At 56.7% G+C, this 16,468-nt stretch carries 15 protein-coding genes, 1 tRNA gene and 2 pseudogenes; 11 read left to right on the plus strand and 7 right to left on the minus strand.

Features of this window, described 5'->3' with window-relative positions:
* Positions 1-11: 11 nt before the first annotated feature.
* Positions 12-809, minus strand: coding sequence for a DgsA anti-repressor MtfA (gene mtfA, locus CSK29544_RS12620; protein ID WP_004387292.1), 798 nt, complete (start codon positions 807-809; stop codon positions 12-14).
* Positions 810-902: 93 nt separating this feature from the next.
* Between mtfA and CSK29544_RS12625 the strand changes: the two genes are divergently transcribed.
* A tRNA-Ser gene (locus CSK29544_RS12625) sits at positions 903-992 on the plus strand.
* 404 nt (positions 993-1,396) lie between these two features.
* The gene (locus CSK29544_RS12630; protein WP_029039557.1) at positions 1,397-2,938 is read left to right on the plus strand and encodes a GGDEF domain-containing protein; all 1,542 of its coding nucleotides are present in this window, start codon (positions 1,397-1,399) and stop codon (positions 2,936-2,938) included.
* 6 nt (positions 2,939-2,944) lie between these two features.
* Here CSK29544_RS12630 and CSK29544_RS12635 read toward each other — a convergent pair whose 3' ends face one another.
* Positions 2,945-3,847 (minus strand): LysR family transcriptional regulator, encoded by a 903-nt coding sequence (locus CSK29544_RS12635; RefSeq protein WP_029039558.1) that lies wholly within the window; start codon positions 3,845-3,847, stop codon positions 2,945-2,947.
* A gap of 120 nt (positions 3,848-3,967) precedes the next feature.
* Between CSK29544_RS12635 and CSK29544_RS12640 the strand changes: the two genes are divergently transcribed.
* The gene (locus CSK29544_RS12640; RefSeq protein WP_004387295.1) at positions 3,968-4,816 is read left to right on the plus strand and encodes a type 1 glutamine amidotransferase domain-containing protein; all 849 of its coding nucleotides are present in this window, start codon (positions 3,968-3,970) and stop codon (positions 4,814-4,816) included.
* Positions 4,817-4,845: 29 nt separating this feature from the next.
* Positions 4,846-5,650: pseudogene (locus CSK29544_RS12645) on the plus strand (SDR family NAD(P)-dependent oxidoreductase).
* Between the two features lie 94 nt (positions 5,651-5,744).
* Here CSK29544_RS12645 and CSK29544_RS12650 read toward each other — a convergent pair.
* Both CSK29544_RS12650 and ompC read right to left on the minus strand, forming a co-directional pair.
* Positions 5,745-5,984 (minus strand): DinI family protein, encoded by a 240-nt coding sequence (locus CSK29544_RS12650; RefSeq protein ID WP_007794693.1) that lies wholly within the window; start codon positions 5,982-5,984, stop codon positions 5,745-5,747.
* Positions 5,985-6,137: 153 nt separating this feature from the next.
* On the minus strand, positions 6,138-7,262 hold the full coding sequence (ompC, locus tag CSK29544_RS12655; RefSeq protein ID WP_029039560.1) for a porin OmpC: 1,125 nt from the start codon (positions 7,260-7,262) through the stop codon (positions 6,138-6,140).
* Between the two features lie 645 nt (positions 7,263-7,907).
* Here ompC and CSK29544_RS12660 point away from each other — a divergent pair.
* From CSK29544_RS12660 to CSK29544_RS12670, 3 genes are read left to right on the plus strand one after another with little or no spacing between them, the layout of a single operon-like run.
* A complete protein-coding gene (locus CSK29544_RS12660) occupies positions 7,908-8,606 on the plus strand; it encodes a phosphohydrolase (protein ID WP_007868970.1) in 699 nt (232 codons plus the stop codon).
* Between the two features lie 60 nt (positions 8,607-8,666).
* The gene (locus CSK29544_RS12665; RefSeq protein WP_227003058.1) at positions 8,667-10,100 is read left to right on the plus strand and encodes a DNA cytosine methyltransferase; all 1,434 of its coding nucleotides are present in this window, start codon (positions 8,667-8,669) and stop codon (positions 10,098-10,100) included.
* The gene (locus CSK29544_RS12670; protein ID WP_029039562.1) at positions 10,084-10,581 is read left to right on the plus strand and encodes a very short patch repair endonuclease; all 498 of its coding nucleotides are present in this window, start codon (positions 10,084-10,086) and stop codon (positions 10,579-10,581) included. Before CSK29544_RS12665 ends, CSK29544_RS12670 begins: the two co-directional genes overlap by 17 nt.
* A 3-nt stretch (positions 10,582-10,584) precedes the next feature.
* Here the strand turns inward: CSK29544_RS12670 and yedA are convergent, their stop codons facing one another.
* Positions 10,585-11,496, minus strand: a complete 912-nt coding sequence (gene yedA / locus CSK29544_RS12675) for a drug/metabolite exporter YedA (RefSeq protein ID WP_029039563.1) — start codon at positions 11,494-11,496, stop codon at positions 10,585-10,587.
* A gap of 178 nt (positions 11,497-11,674) precedes the next feature.
* On the opposite strand from yedA, the gene CSK29544_RS12680 reads away from it, so the two are divergent.
* The 3 genes and pseudogenes from CSK29544_RS12680 (at position 11,675) to dgcQ (ending at position 14,733) form a co-directional block, all read left to right on the plus strand.
* On the plus strand, positions 11,675-12,589 hold the full coding sequence (locus tag CSK29544_RS12680; protein ID WP_029039564.1) for a DUF808 domain-containing protein: 915 nt from the start codon (positions 11,675-11,677) through the stop codon (positions 12,587-12,589).
* Positions 12,590-12,678: 89 nt separating this feature from the next.
* Positions 12,679-12,861: a YodC family protein gene (locus tag CSK29544_RS12685; RefSeq protein ID WP_004388133.1), complete on the plus strand. Its 183-nt coding sequence runs from the start codon at positions 12,679-12,681 to the stop codon at positions 12,859-12,861.
* Between the two features lie 202 nt (positions 12,862-13,063).
* A pseudogene (dgcQ, locus tag CSK29544_RS12690) lies at positions 13,064-14,733 on the plus strand (cellulose biosynthesis regulator diguanylate cyclase DgcQ).
* 3 nt (positions 14,734-14,736) lie between these two features.
* On the opposite strand, the gene CSK29544_RS12695 reads toward dgcQ, so the two are convergent.
* Entirely contained in the window at positions 14,737-15,552 is an 816-nt protein-coding gene (locus CSK29544_RS12695) for a mannosyl-3-phosphoglycerate phosphatase-related protein (RefSeq protein WP_029039565.1), read from the minus strand.
* Between the two features lie 302 nt (positions 15,553-15,854).
* A complete protein-coding gene (locus CSK29544_RS24590) occupies positions 15,855-16,067 on the minus strand; it encodes a DUF2525 domain-containing protein (protein ID WP_004388135.1) in 213 nt (70 codons plus the stop codon).
* A 123-nt stretch (positions 16,068-16,190) separates the two neighbouring features.
* Here CSK29544_RS24590 and dsrB point away from each other — a divergent pair, with 123 nt between their 5' ends.
* Complete coding sequence (gene dsrB / locus CSK29544_RS24595; protein WP_004388136.1) at positions 16,191-16,379, plus strand: protein DsrB; 189 nt, start codon at positions 16,191-16,193, stop codon at positions 16,377-16,379.
* The last annotated feature ends 89 nt before the right edge of the window (positions 16,380-16,468 follow it).

Here is a 16,468-nt window from a genome sequence, read left to right on the forward strand (position 1 = left end):
AGATTGCGCTTTTAATGTACCTGACCGCCGTCGGAAAGGGCGGGCGTTTCACGCAGGCGTAAGCGCAGCAGCGGATCCTGACCGTAAAAGTGACAAAAACGCTGCCACAGCGACGGGAAGCGCGGCGCGAAAAGCTCCGGCGCACTGAAGAAATATTCGGAGAGCACCGCGAAGCACTCCGCCGGATCGGTGGCGGCATAGGCATCAATGCTGGCGGCGCTTTCACCCACCAGATCTATCTCATCCTGAATATTTTCCATCGCCGCGTGCAGGTCGTGCTCCCAGCCTGCGACTTCACGCAGCGCGATAAGCGGAATGCCGCTTGCGCGATCGCCGTTACGCATATCGAGCTTATGTGCCACTTCATGAATGATAAGGTTAAAGCCGGAGGCGTCGAACGAATCCTGAATATCGAGCCAGTTAAGGATAATCGGCCCCTGCTGCCAGCTCTGACCGGACTGCACCACGCGCTGGTTATGCACCAGACCGATGTCGTCTTCCCATTCGTCATCCACCACGAACGGCGCGGGGTAAATCAGCACTTCGTGAAAGCCGTCGAGCCACTCTAAACCGAGCTCCAGCACCGGCAGGCAGAAGAGCAGGGCAATGCGGGCGCTCTTCAGCTCATCCAGCTCAAAACCCTGTAAGGGCACCAGCCGCTTTTGCTGTAAAAAACGCTCGCTTAAGCGCACCAGCTTCTGCTGCTGTTCGTCGCTCAGGCCCGCCAGTAACGGAATGGCGAGCGCCGCTTCCCAGGGAAGAGGTGCCAGCGCGGCGGTGTGATTTGCTTTCCAGGGCCACTTAATCATCTTATTGCTCGCAAACTCGTCACTTGAACAAAATCGAAGAGGCAGGGACTGTTAAAATGCCAAAGATCCTGGCATCATGGCAACCTCAAGTACGGAGAGATGCCGGAGCGGCTGAACGGACCGGTCTCGAAAACCGGAGTAGGGGCAACTCTACCGGGGGTTCAAATCCCCCTCTCTCCGCCACTATTCAAGCACTTACCGCCTCGTTTTTCAGTGATAAAAATCCCGTTGAGAAAAGTTTGAGACTAATCGCGCCGTGAATTGTGCCCGGCTTCGCTTCTCGCCTGGAAGCTTTTTACCTTTCTTTGCAGTTTTCACCCGCTTTCATGTTACTGGTAGCCTCTCTTTTAAACGCGACAACGCGCGTCAGTCACCCAAACTAACCCTTAACGATTACCACTGAAAACTGCCGCCTGTGACGCAATCGGGTCTATTCTTATCTGATGCATATTGATGTTAACTCGCGGAATTCTCTGGCTTGTCGTTCGGGGGCTTTCAAAGTGAGTTAAAAACGAGCCTGACGCGGCTTCCGATAAACTTCAGTAAAATTAATGCAACGCGGGCAGGATACGCAGGAGGTGGCCGTCGTGCCTGAGAAAAAACAGTTTATCCGCATTCTGGCGCTGGATACGCCGCTCGGGCGCAGTCTGGCGTCCTTTCTGTTTATTCTGCTGGCAGGAAGCATCGCGGCCAATGCGGTAACGCTGTATCTCTCCTGGGAGCGCACGGTTGAAGATGCCGAGAGCAAGGCGATTAACCTGTCGCTTTCGCAGGTGCGCCAGGCGGATGACACTTTTCTCCAGACAGAGCTGACCCTGCAGGAGATCCGCCGCAATCTGGCTTATGGCTATCTTCCCAATCATGAACTCAACGCATCGCTTGCCGAGCTGGAACAGCGGCTGCCGCAGCTTGATGGGCTGTTTATTTACGATGCGCACGGCGCATGGCGCAACAGTTCTTTTGGGCAGGAACCTGCTGAGGACAACATTGCGGACCGCGATGATTTTCTCTACCACAAAGATCATGGCTGGATGGGAATACATATAGGCCATGTGGTGCGCAGTAACATCAGCGGCCAGCTGGTGATACCGGTTTCGCTACGCCTCAATGACATCACCGGCGGCTTTGCGGGCGTGGTAATGGCCACCGTCAAAATGGACTATTTCCGCCAGTTTTACAGCTACTTTGAACTGACGAATAATGACATCCTGGCGCTGCTGCTGGTCGATGGCAAGCCGCTGTACATTCGCCCCTTTGATGAAAGCGTGCTGAATAAAGATCTCTCTGACAGCCCGCTTTTTACGCAGGTGCTGCTGCGAGCGCGCCAGGGCAGCGCCACCTGGCTGTCAGCGCTTGATCAGGTCGTCAGAATCTACGGCTTTGCGCGCTCGACGCGTTACCCGATTGTCGTGGTGGCCGGGTATGACAAAGACAATCTGCGCGCGACCTGGCTTAAAAACAGTATTCCCGATTTGCTTATCAACGGTGCGCTGTTGACCGCCATTATCCTGATGGGCATGGTGCTGTTCAGACAGGTGAGAGTGAATATCCGCGATCGCAACGAGCTGGCGACGCTGCGTGACGAGCTGGTGAAAATCAACCACACGCTGCATTCCATGGCGATGGTCGATGGTCTGACGGGGCTTGCTAACCGGCGGCGCTTTGACGCCTTTCTTGAGCAGGCGCTGGCCGACACCGCTGTCACCGGGAACCCCGTCTCACTCATTCTTATCGATGTCGATTTTTTCAAACGTTATAACGACAATCGCGGTCACGTGGCCGGTGACGCCTGCCTGCGTCGTATCGGCGGTGTGCTCCAGCAGGCTTCTTTTAGCCATGGCGATCTGGTGGCGCGTTACGGTGGCGAAGAGTTCGCAATCATACTCTCTGAGGCTTCGTCCGCCGACGCCCTGCGCGTCGCGGAAAAGGTGGTCAGCATGGTGCGGGAGCAGGCGCTGCCACACCCCGACACCGAACTGCCCGATGGCGTGGTGACCATCAGCGCGGGCTGTTACAGCATGACATCTGACGGCAGAATGGCGTGTCTGACCGAGCTTATCAAAGGGGCGGACGAGGCGCTCTATCAGGCGAAAAGCACCGGGCGTAACCGTGCCGTCCTGTTGTCATAAGCCCCACTAGCCTGTTGCCTGCTGTATGAAGCGAATAAACGCTTCACTGGCGGATGACAGCCCTTTGTGCGGCGCGTAAATAAGCGAAAAGGGGCGCGTGCGGCCGCGGGTTTGCGGGAGGATCTCCGTCAGCAGGCCGTTTTCCATGAGCGGGCGCGCGATAAAATCGTAAGTCTGACAGATCCCCGCGCCGCTGACGGCAAGCGAGATAACGCCCAGAATGTCATCCGAGACCTGAATCTGCCCCTTCGGCGTCCACTCAATGGGGGCTCCTTCCTCGCACAGGCTCCACTGCGCGATACGCCCGCTGCTTGGCATGATAAACGGCAGGCATCGGTGGTTTTCAAGCGCGGCTAATTCGTGCGGCTCGCCGTGCTGGCGCAAATAAGCGGGTGCTGCGACCAGGCACAGCGGTGCCTCTTCAAGCTTACGCGCGACCAGCCGGCTGTCCGGCAGCGTGCCCAGACGGATAGCGAGATCGTAGCCTTCGGCCACCAGATCCACGTTTCGGTTAGTGATATTCAGCTCAACGGTAATCCCCGGATAGTGCGCGGCGAAACGCTGCAACAGCGCCGGAAGCCGGTAGTGCCCGTAGGTGGTCGGCGCGCTAAGCCGGATATGGCCGACCGTCTGTGCGCCGCGTCCCTGAATATCCCGCTCGGCGCGCTCAAACACACTAAAAGCGCTGCACGCCTGCTCGTAATAGTGCCGCCCGGCCTGCGTCAGGCTGAGCTGGCGCGTGGTGCGTCTCACCAGCTGTACGCCAAGCCGCGTCTCAAGCCTTGTTAGCGCCCGGCTCAGTACGGATGCCGTGGTGCCTAGCGCCACCGCCGCCGCGGTGATCGAGCCTTTCTCAATGATCGTCACGAAGATTTCCACATCGCTGAGATGGGCGAAACGTCGGCTCATTATGTCTCCTGAAGAACAAATGAATGTCTTTAGCGGTGGTTTATCCACTTTTGAGGAAACACTACAGTGTGCGCCAGTTGCAGGCAAGGCTTGCAAATCTAAAGACATCAACAGGAGTACATGGTGAAAATGGTACGTCATCTCGCGCTCGCCGCAGCGCTTGGTCTTTCTGCCCTGAGTGCGCAGGCCGCCAGCGTGCTGGTAGTGCTGTCGGATTCTGACCATCTGGATCTGAAAGACGGCAAAGTGTTTCAGACAGGCTTTTATCTCAATGAACTGATGCAGCCGGTAAAACGTCTGCTGGACGCCGGGCATCAGGTCACGTTCGCCACGCCGAATGGACAGGCGCCGACGCTCGATAAATCCTCTGATGACAAAATGTATTTCAACAATGACGTGAACGCGTGGCGCACGCATCGCGCGTTGCTCGATAAACTGAAACTGACGTCGCCTTCGTCTTCGCCGGTTATTAGCCTGGCGCGTGCCGCGCAGCGTGGCTACGGCGAGTTTGACGCGATTTACATTCCGGGTGGCCATGCGCCGATGCAGGATCTGCTGACCAGCCCGGCGCTCGGCAAGGCGCTGGCCGCGTTTCATGCCGCCGGTAAGCCAACGGCGCTGGTCTGCCACGGCCCCATCGCGCTGCTCTCCACGCTGCCGGATGCGCCGGCATTCACCCGCCAGCTGGCGGAAACCGGCCATGCCGCGGCGCAGCCCGGCTGGATTTACGCGGGTTACCGGATGACGGTTATCAGCAATGCGGAAGAGGAGATTGCCAAAGGCCTGCTGCCGAAAGGCGGGGCGATGAAATTCTATCCGCAAACCGCGCTCGAGCAGGCGGGTGGCCAATACAGCAGCAATACCGAACCGTTCACCTCGCATGTCGTGACGGACAGGGAACTCATCACCGGGCAGAACCCGGCTTCGGCAACGGCGGTGGCGCAGGCGCTGCTGGAACGTCTCCATTAATCTCTGACGCACTGCACTGAGGAACTAACATGGATCTGCAACTGAACACTAAAACGGCGATAGTGACGGCGGCGACGGCAGGCATTGGCCTTGCGATCGCCCGGACGCTGGCGCAGGAAGGCGTGGCGGTCACCATCACCGGCCGCGACCATAAAAAACTGGCGGCGGCGGTCGCGACCATTGAGGCGGAGGCGAAAGGTGCCTCCGTGACCGGCGTGCTGGCGGACGTCAGCACCGTGGAAGGCGTCGCGGCGCTGACGGCGCAACAGCCGGAAACCGATATTCTGATTAACAATCTCGGCTTTTATGAGGCGACGCCGTTTGCGGAAATCACCGACGAGGCGTGGCTGCGGATGTTTGAAGTTAACGTGATGTCCGGCGTGCGGCTCTCCCGTCACTATTTCCCGCAAATGCTGACGAAAAACTGGGGACGCGTCATTTTTATCTCCAGCGAAGTGGGTGCGTTTACGCCGCCGGATATGGTGCACTACGGGATGAGCAAATCGGCGCAGCTTGCGGTGGCGCGCGGTGGCGCGCGGCATGGCGGAATTAACCAAAGGCACCGGCGTGACGGTAAACAGCGTATTGCCTTCGGCCACGCGTTCAGAAGGCATTATGGAATATTTGCGCCAGACCGCGCCGCAACCGGGCATGACCGACGCCCAGATTGAAGCGAATTTCTTTGCGACGTATCGCCCGAGTTCGCTGCTTGCGCGCATGATTGATGCCACGGAGATAGCCTCAATGGTGGCGCTGCTGGCAAGCCCGCTGGGCGCGGCGTCAAACGGCGCGGCGGTGCGCGTGGAAGGCGGTACGTACCGCTCTATTCTGTAATCAGAGGCATAGCAGGAGAAAAGGGCTGGCCGGGCGTGACGCCGGGTGAATCTGAATAATAAAAAACCCGCGCTGGCGGGTTTTTTACTGTCGCTTATTCGTTAACCAGCCACATATCGGCTTCGTCGAACATCTCTTCCAGCATCCGGTTCAGCTTTTCGCGATCGTTTTTATTGGCGTCGGAATTGAGACCGTTTGTCTGCATCGGCTTAACGCGCACGTCAGCATCCGGAAAAATGCGGTGTACGCGGCGGGTCAGCTCGGCCAGGATAATCTCACGCGCGCCGGGCAAGCCTGCGACATTGCGTTTGTCATAAACCAGTTCAACAAACATGGAAAACTCCACAGTATGGATATATATACAGTCCTGGCACACTATAGCGCCCGTCCGGCATCCGGTAAAGAGGAGAGTGAAGGCGCGCGTGAAGAAGCGTGGAAAATAAAAAAGGCCCACACGCGGCGGGCCTGAAAAGGATGAGTAAAACGCTTAGAACTGATACACCATACCAATGCCGACGATGTCGTCGGTTGCGATGCCGTTGTCTTTATAGAAGTCGTCGTCGCTATCCAGCAGGTTGATTTTGTAATCAACGTAGGTCAGGAAGTTCTTGTTGAGATACCAGCTGGCACCGACATCCGCGTATTTAACCAGATCGTTGTCCTGGTACTTACCGGCATACCACAGATCTTTACCGCGGGATTGCAGGTAGGCCAGTGACGGACGCAGGCCGAAATCAAACTGGTACTGCGCCACGATTTCGATGTTCTGCGTTTTGTTGGCAATGCCGTCGCCGTCGCCATACGGCGTCATGTTGCGGGTTTCAGCATAGGTGGCGGCAAGATAGATATTGTTGGCGTCATACTTCAGGCCAGTCGCCCACGCATCCGCGCGTTCGCCGCCTGCGACGATAGAATCGCCACGGCCCTCATTAACCTGTTTTGACGTACGGTCAGAGGATGAATAGGCCGCGGATGCGCTAAAGCCCATACCGAAATCATAGGTCGTGGAGAGACCAAAACCGTCGCCGTTCTGGGTCTGGATGCCGTGACCGTTGTTGGTGCCTTCGTTGCCGTTGCCGTCGTCTTCGTTATTGCCCTGGTATTGCAGCGCGAAGTTAAGCCCGTCAACCATGCCGAAGAAATCGGTGTTGCGGTACGTCGCCATCCCGTTGCCGCGGCCCACCATGTAGTTATCGCTGTAGGTGTAAGAGTCACCACCGAATACCGGCAGCATATCGGTCCAGGCTTCAACGTCATAAATCACGCCGTAGTTACGGCCATAATCAAAAGAGCCGTAATCGCCATATTTCAGGCCCGCGAACGCGAGTTTGTTGTAAGAGGTGTTGCTGTCCTCGGTGCTGTTGGCCATGATTTTGTAGTTCCACATGCCATAGCCGGTCAGCTCTGAACTGATTTGGGTTTCGCCTTTAAAGCCGAATTCCAGATAGGTGCCGTCGCCGTCGTCACCCGGGTTATCGGAAAAGGTATGACGCGCGTCGACTTTACCAAACAAATCGAGTTTATTGCCGTCTTTATTATAAATCTCTGCCGCATTCGCAGCGCCTGCCATTAATAAAGCGGGTACTACAAGAGCCAGTACTTTTCTTTTCATTATTAATTTCCTTATCGTCATAAATAAAATAAATGAATGGTTTAATTGAATGACGTAACGGAGCATCGTCCGCGGCACGCATATTAGCAGAATGTAAAAACGCCACAAAAATTATTTCCCAGGGCGAATTCTGGTGAAAATTAATATATTTGTGTTGGTTATTTTATTTTTTCTTTCATTATTTTCATCAATGTTCTTGGTAGGGCGTTGAAATTATTTATAAAGGGTTGTTCTGGCTGAAGTACAGGTCCAGAGGGCATGGTGGCTGGTTTTTCTGGATGTGCGCGCTATCAAATAAATAAGCGTTAAAGGCATCAGCAATAAAAGATAATTGCCTGTTGAATTATTATTCGGATAATTAATTTTCAGAAAAAAGAACGGTACGAAGCGGGTCTGTCAGCGCTGAAAAAAGTCCGGTTCCGGTGTGTGAAAATAAAAATCAGATAAATGATGAATGCTTCCTTTTTTAAGGAGCGACTTTTAGGACCCGATATCAATCATTATCCCTGCTACCCGGCACGTGCTTTTTACTTAGCGATTTGTTACGCCTGCAGAAAGCCGTCCGCGCAAAAGCGCATAAAGCATGCTAATTTTGTGATCTGCATTACAGAAAAAACCGGACTGACCCGCGTAGAAGGAGACGCTATGTCGCTCACCCACTGGCAGCAGCGTTTTGAAGACTGGCTGCATCAAAGCTGGAATCAGGATGACAAAGCGCATGATATCGCGCATTTTCGCCGCGTCTGGAAAACCGCGCAGCAGATCATGGCAGGCAGTGAGGCCAACCGTCTGGTGGTGCTGACCGCCTGCTATTTCCACGACATCGTCAATTTGCCGAAAAACCATCCGCAGCGCCATCTGGCCTCGACGCTGGCCGCTCAGGAGACGTTGCGGATTCTGGACACTCACTTTCCCGATTTCCCACGAGAAATGTATGACGACGTGGCCCATGCGGTGCGTGCGCACAGCTTCAGCGCCGGTATTGCGCCGACGACGCTTGAGGCCAAAATTGTGCAGGACGCCGACCGGCTGGAGTCGCTCGGGGCTATTGGTCTTGCGCGTGTCTTTTATGTCTCCGGCGCGCTTGGCCGCGCCCTGTTCGACAGTGACGATCCGCTTGCCGCACACCGTGAACTCGACGACACCGCCTGGGCGCTCGATCACTTCCAGAAAAAATTGCTGACGCTGCCTTCCACCATGCAAACCGAGGCGGGCAGGGCGCTGGCGCGCCATAACGCTGATTTTCTCGTGCATTACATGGCCAAGCTCTGCGCCGAGCTGAAGGGCGATTTTTGTGAGCTTGATGAAGAGGTACTGCGTCGCTTTATTCAGGTTACGCCTTAACCGCAGCCCCGCGCGAAAGTGTGTTACTCTGTCCTATATCGGTTTTGTATGGCGAAGGTAATGCTCGACAATCACGCTGTTACTGAAGACGGACTGGCAGGCGCGGAGTTCAACGCCGCTCCTGCGCTGAGCGCACACGCGCTGCTGCAAAAAGTGCTGGAGATTTACGACACCAAAACGGTGGTGGCGCTGTTAAATGAGGCAGGCGAAAAGCGCTGGAGCCGCGCCAGGCTTAAGCGCCAGCAGCTCAACGCGGATGGCGCGCGTCTTGGCCCGCAAGAGTATCGCCGCCTGCTGGCGTTACTGCCCACGCCACCGCGCCATCATCCGAACTACGCGTTTCGCTTTATCGATCTCTTCGCCGGTATCGGCGGTATTCGCAGCGGGTTTGAAGCCGCAGGCGGCCAGTGCGTGTTTACCAGTGAGTGGAATAAACACGCGGTGCGCACCTATAAAGCCAACTGGTATTGCGATCCGCAACTGCATCAGTTCAATGAAGATATCCGGGATGTCACGCTAAGCCATAAGCCTGAAATCAGCGACGAGGCCGCCGCCGAGCATATCCGCGCGTGTATTCCGCAGCATGACGTTCTGCTGGCGGGCTTTCCGTGTCAGCCGTTTTCGCTCGCGGGCGTGTCGAAGAAAAACGCGCTGGGCCGCGCGCACGGTTTTGCCTGCGAAACTCAGGGCACGCTGTTTTTCGACGTGGTGCGTATTATCGCCGCGCGCCAGCCTGCGATTTTCGTGCTGGAAAACGTCAAAAACCTTAAAAGCCACGACAAGGGCAATACTTTTCGCATCATCATGCAGACGCTGGATGAGCTGGGCTATGAAGTGGCGGACGCCGCGGAAATGGGTCCGGACGATCCGAAAATCATCGACGGCAAACATTTCCTGCCGCAGCACCGCGAGCGCATCGTGCTGGTGGGCTTTCGCCGCTCGCTCAATCTGCACGACGGGTTTACGCTGCGCGCGCTGCCTGAGTTTTACCCCGCGCGTCGCCCGGCGTTTGGTGAACTGCTCGATCCGACCGTCGATGCCCGCTACGTGCTGACGCCGACGCTGTGGAAATATCTCTACCGCTACGCCCAGAAGCATCAGGCGAAGGGCAACGGCTTTGGTTATGGTCTGGTGGACCCGCAAAATCCCGCAAGCGTGGCGCGCACGCTCTCGGCACGTTATTACAAAGACGGCGCGGAAATCTTAATCGATCGCGGCTGGGATAAAGCGCTTGGCGAGCGGGATTTCGACGATGCCGCCAACCAGCAGCGCCGCCCGCGCCGCCTGACGCCGCGCGAATGCGCGCGCCTGATGGGCTTTGAAGCGCCGCAGGGCAGCGCGTTTCGCATTCCGGTTTCCGATACCCAGGCCTATCGCCAGTTCGGCAACTCGGTGGTGGTGCCTGCTTTTGCGGCGGTCGCAAAGCTACTGCGTCCGCGTATCGCGCAGGCGGTGCGGCTGCGGCTGGAGAATCGCGATGGCGGACGTTCATAGCAAGGCCGTTCGCAGTAAAAATATGCGCGCCATCGCCACGCGCGATACCGCCATTGAAAAGCGGCTCGGCGCGCTGCTCACAGAGCAGGGGTTTACCTTTCGCGTGCAGGACGCCGCACTTGCCGGTCGCCCAGATTTCGTGCTCGACGACTACCGCTGCGTTATCTTCACCCACGGCTGTTTCTGGCATCATCACGACTGCTATCTCTTTAAAGTGCCTGCCACCCGCACCGATTTCTGGCTTGATAAAATCGGCAAAAATGTGGCGCGCGATAAGCGCGATGTGGCCACGCTGCTCAGTGAAGGCTGGCGCGTGCTGTTAGTCTGGGAGTGTGCGTTACGCGGTCGTGAGAAACTCTCTGACGCGGCGCTCGCCGAGCGGCTGGAAGAGTGGATTTGCAGCGGCGGGGCGCATGCCGAAATAGACATCCAGGGCATTCACGCCCTTGAGGGCGAGCGGCCTGCGCCATCCGCCGGTTAAGGCTTACTTCTGAACGTCACAGGGCTCAACGACCGGTTTGGCCGGCAGCAGATATTTGCCGAGCGTCACCAGCAACACCGCCACAATGATCACGCCAAGCGCAATCCACTCAATCTGTGACAGGCTTTCGCCGCCAAAGCCGGTGCCGAGCAGCACCGCCACCACCGGGTTGACATACGCATAGCTGGTGGCGACCGCAGGCGAGACGTTGCGGATAAGATACATATAAGCGTTGATGGCAATCACCGAGCCGAACAGCGCCAGATAGCCCACCGCCAGAAAGCCCGAGAGATCGGGCAGCGCGGTCATCCGCTCGCCGGTGAGCAGCGACGCCACCATCAGCACCAGGCCCGCCGCCAGCATCTCAATCGCGCCCGCCATCATTCCCGTCGGCAATTCAATACGCGAGCCGTAGACCGAACCGAACGCCCAGCTTAGCGAGCCAATCAGAATTAACAGCGCGCCCCACGGATTGCCGTTCAGGTTGCCGCCGCTGTTTAACAGCACAATGCCCGCCAGGCCAATCGCCACGCCGAGCCACTCCAGCTTACGGGTCTGGATGCCAAAGAAACGGCTGAAAATCAGCGAGAAGAGCGGGACGGTCGCGACCATCACGGCGGCGATGCCCGACGGCACATGCTGATGCTCCGCCACCGTCACAAAGCCGTTACCGACGGCCAGCAGCAGCACGCCAATCAGCGCCGCGTTTAACATCGGGCGACGCGCCGGGAGTTTGTGACCGGTCGCCAGCAGATATGTCAGCAGCAGAACGCCCGCACAGAGAAAGCGCACGCCCGCCATCATAAACGGCGGCCAGCTTTTCACGCCGACGGCAATCGCAAAATAGGTGGAACCCCAGATGATATACAGCGCGAACAGTGCGCCAAGCAGCGGTAATACTCGACCGAAACGCATACTCCCTCACGACGTGAAATAAAGAACGCTTATAGTGAACGCTAAAATTATTGCCGAGGCGAGATTTTTAATTGTTTCGCTTAGGTTAATTTTGCGTTGACAGAAGGTGGTAGTTTCGGGGTAGCGCCTTTTACTCCATACTTAACACTTCAGAATCACAACACGAAGGAATGAAATTTTGGCCGGAAGTAGTTTATTAACGCTGCTGGATGATATCGCCACGTTGCTGGACGATATCTCAATGATGGGAAAACTCGCGGCAAAAAAGACCGCCGGGGTGCTGGGCGACGATCTTTCGCTTAACGCACAGCAGGTGACTGGCGTGCGCGCGAATCGCGAACTGCCGGTGGTCTGGGCGGTGGCGAAAGGATCGCTGCTCAATAAACTGATTCTGGTGCCGCTCGCGCTTATCATCAGCGCCTTCGCGCCGTGGGCCATTACCCCGCTCCTGATGGTGGGCGGCGCGTTTCTGTGCTTTGAAGGCGTGGAAAAGGTGATGCACAGTATCCACGCGCGTAAACACAAAGAGACACCGGAGCAGAAACAGCAGCGTCTGAATGAGATAGCAAAGCAGGACCCGAAACTCTACGAGCGCGATAAAGTGAAAGGCGCGGTGCGCACCGATTTTATTCTCTCGGCGGAAATCGTCGCCATTACGCTTGGCATCGTGGCCGAAGCCCCGCTCTTAAACCAGGTGCTGATATTAAGCGGTATCGCTGTTCTTGTGACGCTCGGTGTCTATGGCATCGTGGGCGTCATTGTGAAGCTTGACGATATGGGCTACTGGCTTGCGGATAAACGCTCGGCGCTGGCGCGCGGCGTTGGTAAAGGGCTGCTGGTGACGGCGCCGTGGCTGATGAAGGCGCTCTCTGTCCTCGGCACTATCGCGATGTTTCTGGTGGGCGGCGGCATTGTGGTACACGGCATCGCGCCGCTGCATCACGGGATTGAACACTGGGCGCAGAGCTTGGGCGGCGTGGGCGCGGCGGTGATGCCCACGGTACTAAACCTGGTGCTCGGTTTTATCCTCGGCGCTGTCGTGCTGGCCGTTGTTTCGCTTATCGGACGGCTGCGCGGTAAAGCGGCGCATTGAGAATATTCCTGAAACTGCACGTCTGACAGGCGAAAATCGCGTGCGTTGACTATCTTCTGGATGTTTTCACACTGATAAAGGAGGCAGGCATGGTCTTTTTAGTCAGCGATGAAGTCCGGCGCAAAAACAGCGGTCAACGCATGGTCGTGACCGGTTATTCAAGCGGCATGGTGGAATGCCGCTGGTATGACGGTTACGGCGTGCAGCGGGAAGCGTTTCGTGAAGACGAACTGCTGCCCGGCGAAAGGAAATCTCGCGAAGAACGTCGTTGAAAGAACGCCCGGTTACACTGCCGGGCGTTTTCTTTCCCCCCTCCATCCTGCAACAGATCAATGACATCCTTTTACTTTCCAGGCGACAATCCGTAAAAAAACGGCCACACTTTTAATATCCGCGCCGCCTGGTATTATCTGAGCCGCCTGACCTTCACTCTGCTTCATCCAGTCGAGCCTTTATCAGTACAGGGAGTCTGACGTGCCTGACAAGTTACTCATCAGCCGCTGGCGGACCAAAAACCCTATTCGGGTCGTCAACTTCTGCTTCTGCGCCGTCTTTATCTTCTCCACGCTGCTGACCTGGCGTGAAGGAGTTATTCTGCAGGACGCTTTTATCTCCTCGCAGCGCAATCAGCTCGACAGCATCGCCACGGCGATGGACCGTAATTTGCAATACAGCGTCGATAAACTGCTGTTTTATCGCGCGGGTATGCGTTATGCCATGCATAACCTGTTAGAAGGCCCGCAGACCGACGCTCTCATCGCCGGGTTTAAGGCGGAGCGCGATAAACCTGAATGGACGCTGCCGACCGGGCGCGATCTGGCACCGGAAATTCAGGGCGTATCTGACGCGTTTATTGGTCAGAGCACGCTGCTTGAGCGCGACGACGCGCTACTCTATAGCGAGCTGAATGCGACGCTGGCGCTCGGCCACATGCTGAGCATCGCCGATGCCCGCGCTGAGCGCCCGGAAGTACGCACTTTTTATGTGTCGCGCGCCGGTTTTTACCTCACTAATTTGCCGTTTTACGGTCACGGCAGCATACCGGAACTCTACTACCAGCAAGTCAGTAGCCGCTGGTTTCTCGATCAGTCGCGGCGGCGCAATCCTGGGCGTGGCGTGCGCTGGCTGCACGGGCGCGATCTCAGCATGCCCACGGGGCAGCGCGTCACCGCCAGCATCCCGCTCGATGATAAAGGCCGCTGGTTCGGTGTGCTGGCGATGGATTTCCCCATCGGCGCGATGCGCGATTTCCTGAAAAACGCACTGAATGACGACGACAGCGGCGGCGAAATTCTGCTTTTCGACAGCCAGCTAAGCCCGATAGCGACGACGGCTTCCGGCAGCGACACCGCGCTGCATTTCACGGCGCAGGATAAAGCGATGCTGGCCCGCCAGATGGAGCTTGGCAACGAGGGCGACGCGCGGATGGATACCCGCTTCATCACCTGGGCGAAGCTCGATTATTTCGACGGTGTGCTGGTGAAAGTCACCACGGTGTCGCAAAGCGCGGAAGGGAAATTCGGCAAAGTGGCGATGGTGCTTGGCCTGCTGTGGCTGCTCTTTACCGCCATGCTGTTTCTCTCCTGGCGGGTGATCGTGGGCATGGTGCGCAATATGCTGACCATGCAGCGCTCGCTGAAATGGCGCGCCTGGTATGACACGCTGACGCGCCTGTACAACCGTGGCGCGTTCTTTGAGCGCGCGCGTATGGCGGCGAAAACGTGTTTTGCGCAAAGTGAGCCGTTTTCGGTTATCCAGCTCGATCTCGTCACTTTAAAAGCATCAATGACCGCTATGGTCATCAGGCGGGCGATAAGGTACTGACGTGGGCGGCGGGCATGTTAAGCCGTTCGCTGCGCGCCCAGGATGTGGCGGGGCGCGTCGGTGGGGAGGAGTTTTGCGTGATTCTGCCGGGTACGACCGCTGACGGGGCGCGGCAGGTGGCAGAGCGGATACGCCAGCGCATCAACAGCCAGGAGATTCTGGTGCGCCCGGATACGACCATTCGTATCAGCGTGTCGGTAGGCGTGAGCGAAGCACGACGCGACGGCGATTACGATTTCGAGCATCTGCAGTCGATAGCCGATCACCGGCTTTATCTGGCCAAACAGCGCGGGCGCAACCAGGTATGTGACGAGGGGTAAGGCTTATGCCTTATCCAGAAAGTGATCGAGCCCTTCGCGAAAGCCCGCCGGGCCGCGCTCGGTCGTACGGTAGACGCGGGTGGGATCGTCATTTTTAAGCATCACGCCCTGGCGGTTTAAGCCTTTCACCACCACCGCCAGGTCGACGTTATCAAGCAGCGAGGCATCATCCGGCCCGTCGCCAAGCCCGATTGTGGTGCGCAGTGTGCCTTCACGCTTGCGGTACTGCTCTTTCAGCCAGTTCACCGCCTGGCCTTTACCGCCGCGTGCATCCAGCACATGCCAGAAACGGCCACCCTCAATCATCATCAGGCCGAGCGCTTCAAGGCTTGCGGTAAAGCGCGCCAGGTTTTCGTCGCTGTCGCGCCAGATAACCGTCTCGGAGGCTTCCAGCAGCGTCGCCATCGCGGCAAGTTTCGGGCTAAGCCCGGTCCATTCGGCAATGGTTTTCTCATCCACATCGCTGAAGCAGAAAAGCTTATAGCCGTGCTCGTCGCGCAGGCGGTTAATCACGGCGAGGATGTCGTCATGGGGAACGCCATTTAGCAGGCGAGGGAAGTCAGGGCTATCCTCCCAGGCGGCGTCAAGCTGAATAATCGCGCCGTTCTCGGCGATAAAAGGCTGCCCGGAGAGACCAAGCGCATCCTGGATGGCGATAATTTCCGCCGCCGTTTTGGTGCTGGAGAGAATCACCGGCACCTGATGGTCAATAAGGCGAGTAAGCCACGCCTGCGCCGGTTCCCATTCATGCGTATTCGGATCAAGCAGCGTGCCGTCCAGGTCGGTAATCACCAGCAAATCGTCATGCAGATGCGCCATAGTGGCTCCTTTTTACGCGCAGCCATTTGCCTGGCTAACCAGGAATAATCTCAATTAATCGGCCTTTTTTGCAGGGTTATTTTGAGATCGTTGCCACGAAAGGCGCGCGGTTGTTGGCTTGCAGTGAATATATGGTTCCATAATATTAGCAATGTATTATTCACCAAGAAAATATATCCTTGTGCGGCAAAAATTTTGCGGTATGTTGTTCATCGACATCAGTTTCCCTGGTGTAACGAATTTTAAGTGCTTCTTGCTTTCGCAAGCTTATCCCGGCTCCCCAGGCCGGGATATTTTTATGCTCAATGGTTCACTTCGCTCGGCCCCGCATCGCGGATATCCAGTTCAAACTCCTCGCCAAGCTCCCGACACGTATCCTTTCTGCGCGCATCCGCCAGCGTCGGGGAGACGCATTCTGGCGTGTGCCGCTCGTCTTCGCTAATCACCTCAATCGCGCCCAGCAGCGCGTCGATATCAGCCTGTGGCGTTTCTGGCGTTGGGTTTTCCGGTTTCATGGCATTCACCTCAGACGACCCCATCACACTAATTATAGCTGTCCGCTGGCAGGCGCCACTCAGCCCGGTGCCAGCAAAGCGGTTTTGTTCTACACTGGCACAATAGTGATAAGAGGAGCAGTTATGAACGTTAACGATCGGGTTACCGTTAAAACGGATGGCGGGCCGCGTCGTCCAGGCGTGGTGCTGGCCGTTGAGCCTTTTAATGAAGGTACGATGTATCTGGTTTCACTGGAGGAGTATCCGCTGGGAATATGGTTCTTTAATGAGAAAGATCACCCGGACGGGATATTTGTCGAAAAGGTAGAATAATACGTCATATTTTTTACTTATTGTTACGCCGCTCCGTTAATTCGGGGCGGCGTTATTTTTAAGACAGGGTTCATCCTCGCCTGAGCGAT

This window comes from Cronobacter sakazakii (assembly GCF_000982825.1).
GTDB classification, from domain to species: Bacteria; Pseudomonadota; Gammaproteobacteria; order Enterobacterales; family Enterobacteriaceae; genus Cronobacter; species Cronobacter sakazakii.

What these genes read in the sequence shown, in the direction of transcription:
- dsrB (WP_004388136.1), top strand. Translation starts at nt 16,191, where the DNA reads ATGAACGTTAACGATCGGGTTACCGTTAAAACGGATGGCGGGCCGCGT.
- ompC (WP_029039560.1), bottom strand. Translation starts at nt 7,262, where the DNA reads ATGAAAAGAAAAGTACTGGCTCTTGTAGTACCCGCTTTATTAATGGCA.
- CSK29544_RS12660 (WP_007868970.1), top strand. Translation starts at nt 7,908, where the DNA reads ATGTCGCTCACCCACTGGCAGCAGCGTTTTGAAGACTGGCTGCATCAA.
- CSK29544_RS24590 (WP_004388135.1), bottom strand. Translation starts at nt 16,067, where the DNA reads ATGAAACCGGAAAACCCAACGCCAGAAACGCCACAGGCTGATATCGAC.
- CSK29544_RS12670 (WP_029039562.1), top strand. Translation starts at nt 10,084, where the DNA reads ATGGCGGACGTTCATAGCAAGGCCGTTCGCAGTAAAAATATGCGCGCC.
- CSK29544_RS12685 (WP_004388133.1), top strand. Translation starts at nt 12,679, where the DNA reads ATGGTCTTTTTAGTCAGCGATGAAGTCCGGCGCAAAAACAGCGGTCAA.
- CSK29544_RS12665 (WP_227003058.1), top strand. Translation starts at nt 8,667, where the DNA reads ATGCTCGACAATCACGCTGTTACTGAAGACGGACTGGCAGGCGCGGAG.
- CSK29544_RS12640 (WP_004387295.1), top strand. Translation starts at nt 3,968, where the DNA reads ATGGTGAAAATGGTACGTCATCTCGCGCTCGCCGCAGCGCTTGGTCTT.
- mtfA (WP_004387292.1), bottom strand. Translation starts at nt 809, where the DNA reads ATGATTAAGTGGCCCTGGAAAGCAAATCACACCGCCGCGCTGGCACCT.
- CSK29544_RS12650 (WP_007794693.1), bottom strand. Translation starts at nt 5,984, where the DNA reads ATGTTTGTTGAACTGGTTTATGACAAACGCAATGTCGCAGGCTTGCCC.
- yedA (WP_029039563.1), bottom strand. Translation starts at nt 11,496, where the DNA reads ATGCGTTTCGGTCGAGTATTACCGCTGCTTGGCGCACTGTTCGCGCTG.
- CSK29544_RS12695 (WP_029039565.1), bottom strand. Translation starts at nt 15,552, where the DNA reads ATGGCGCATCTGCATGACGATTTGCTGGTGATTACCGACCTGGACGGC.
- CSK29544_RS12635 (WP_029039558.1), bottom strand. Translation starts at nt 3,847, where the DNA reads ATGAGCCGACGTTTCGCCCATCTCAGCGATGTGGAAATCTTCGTGACG.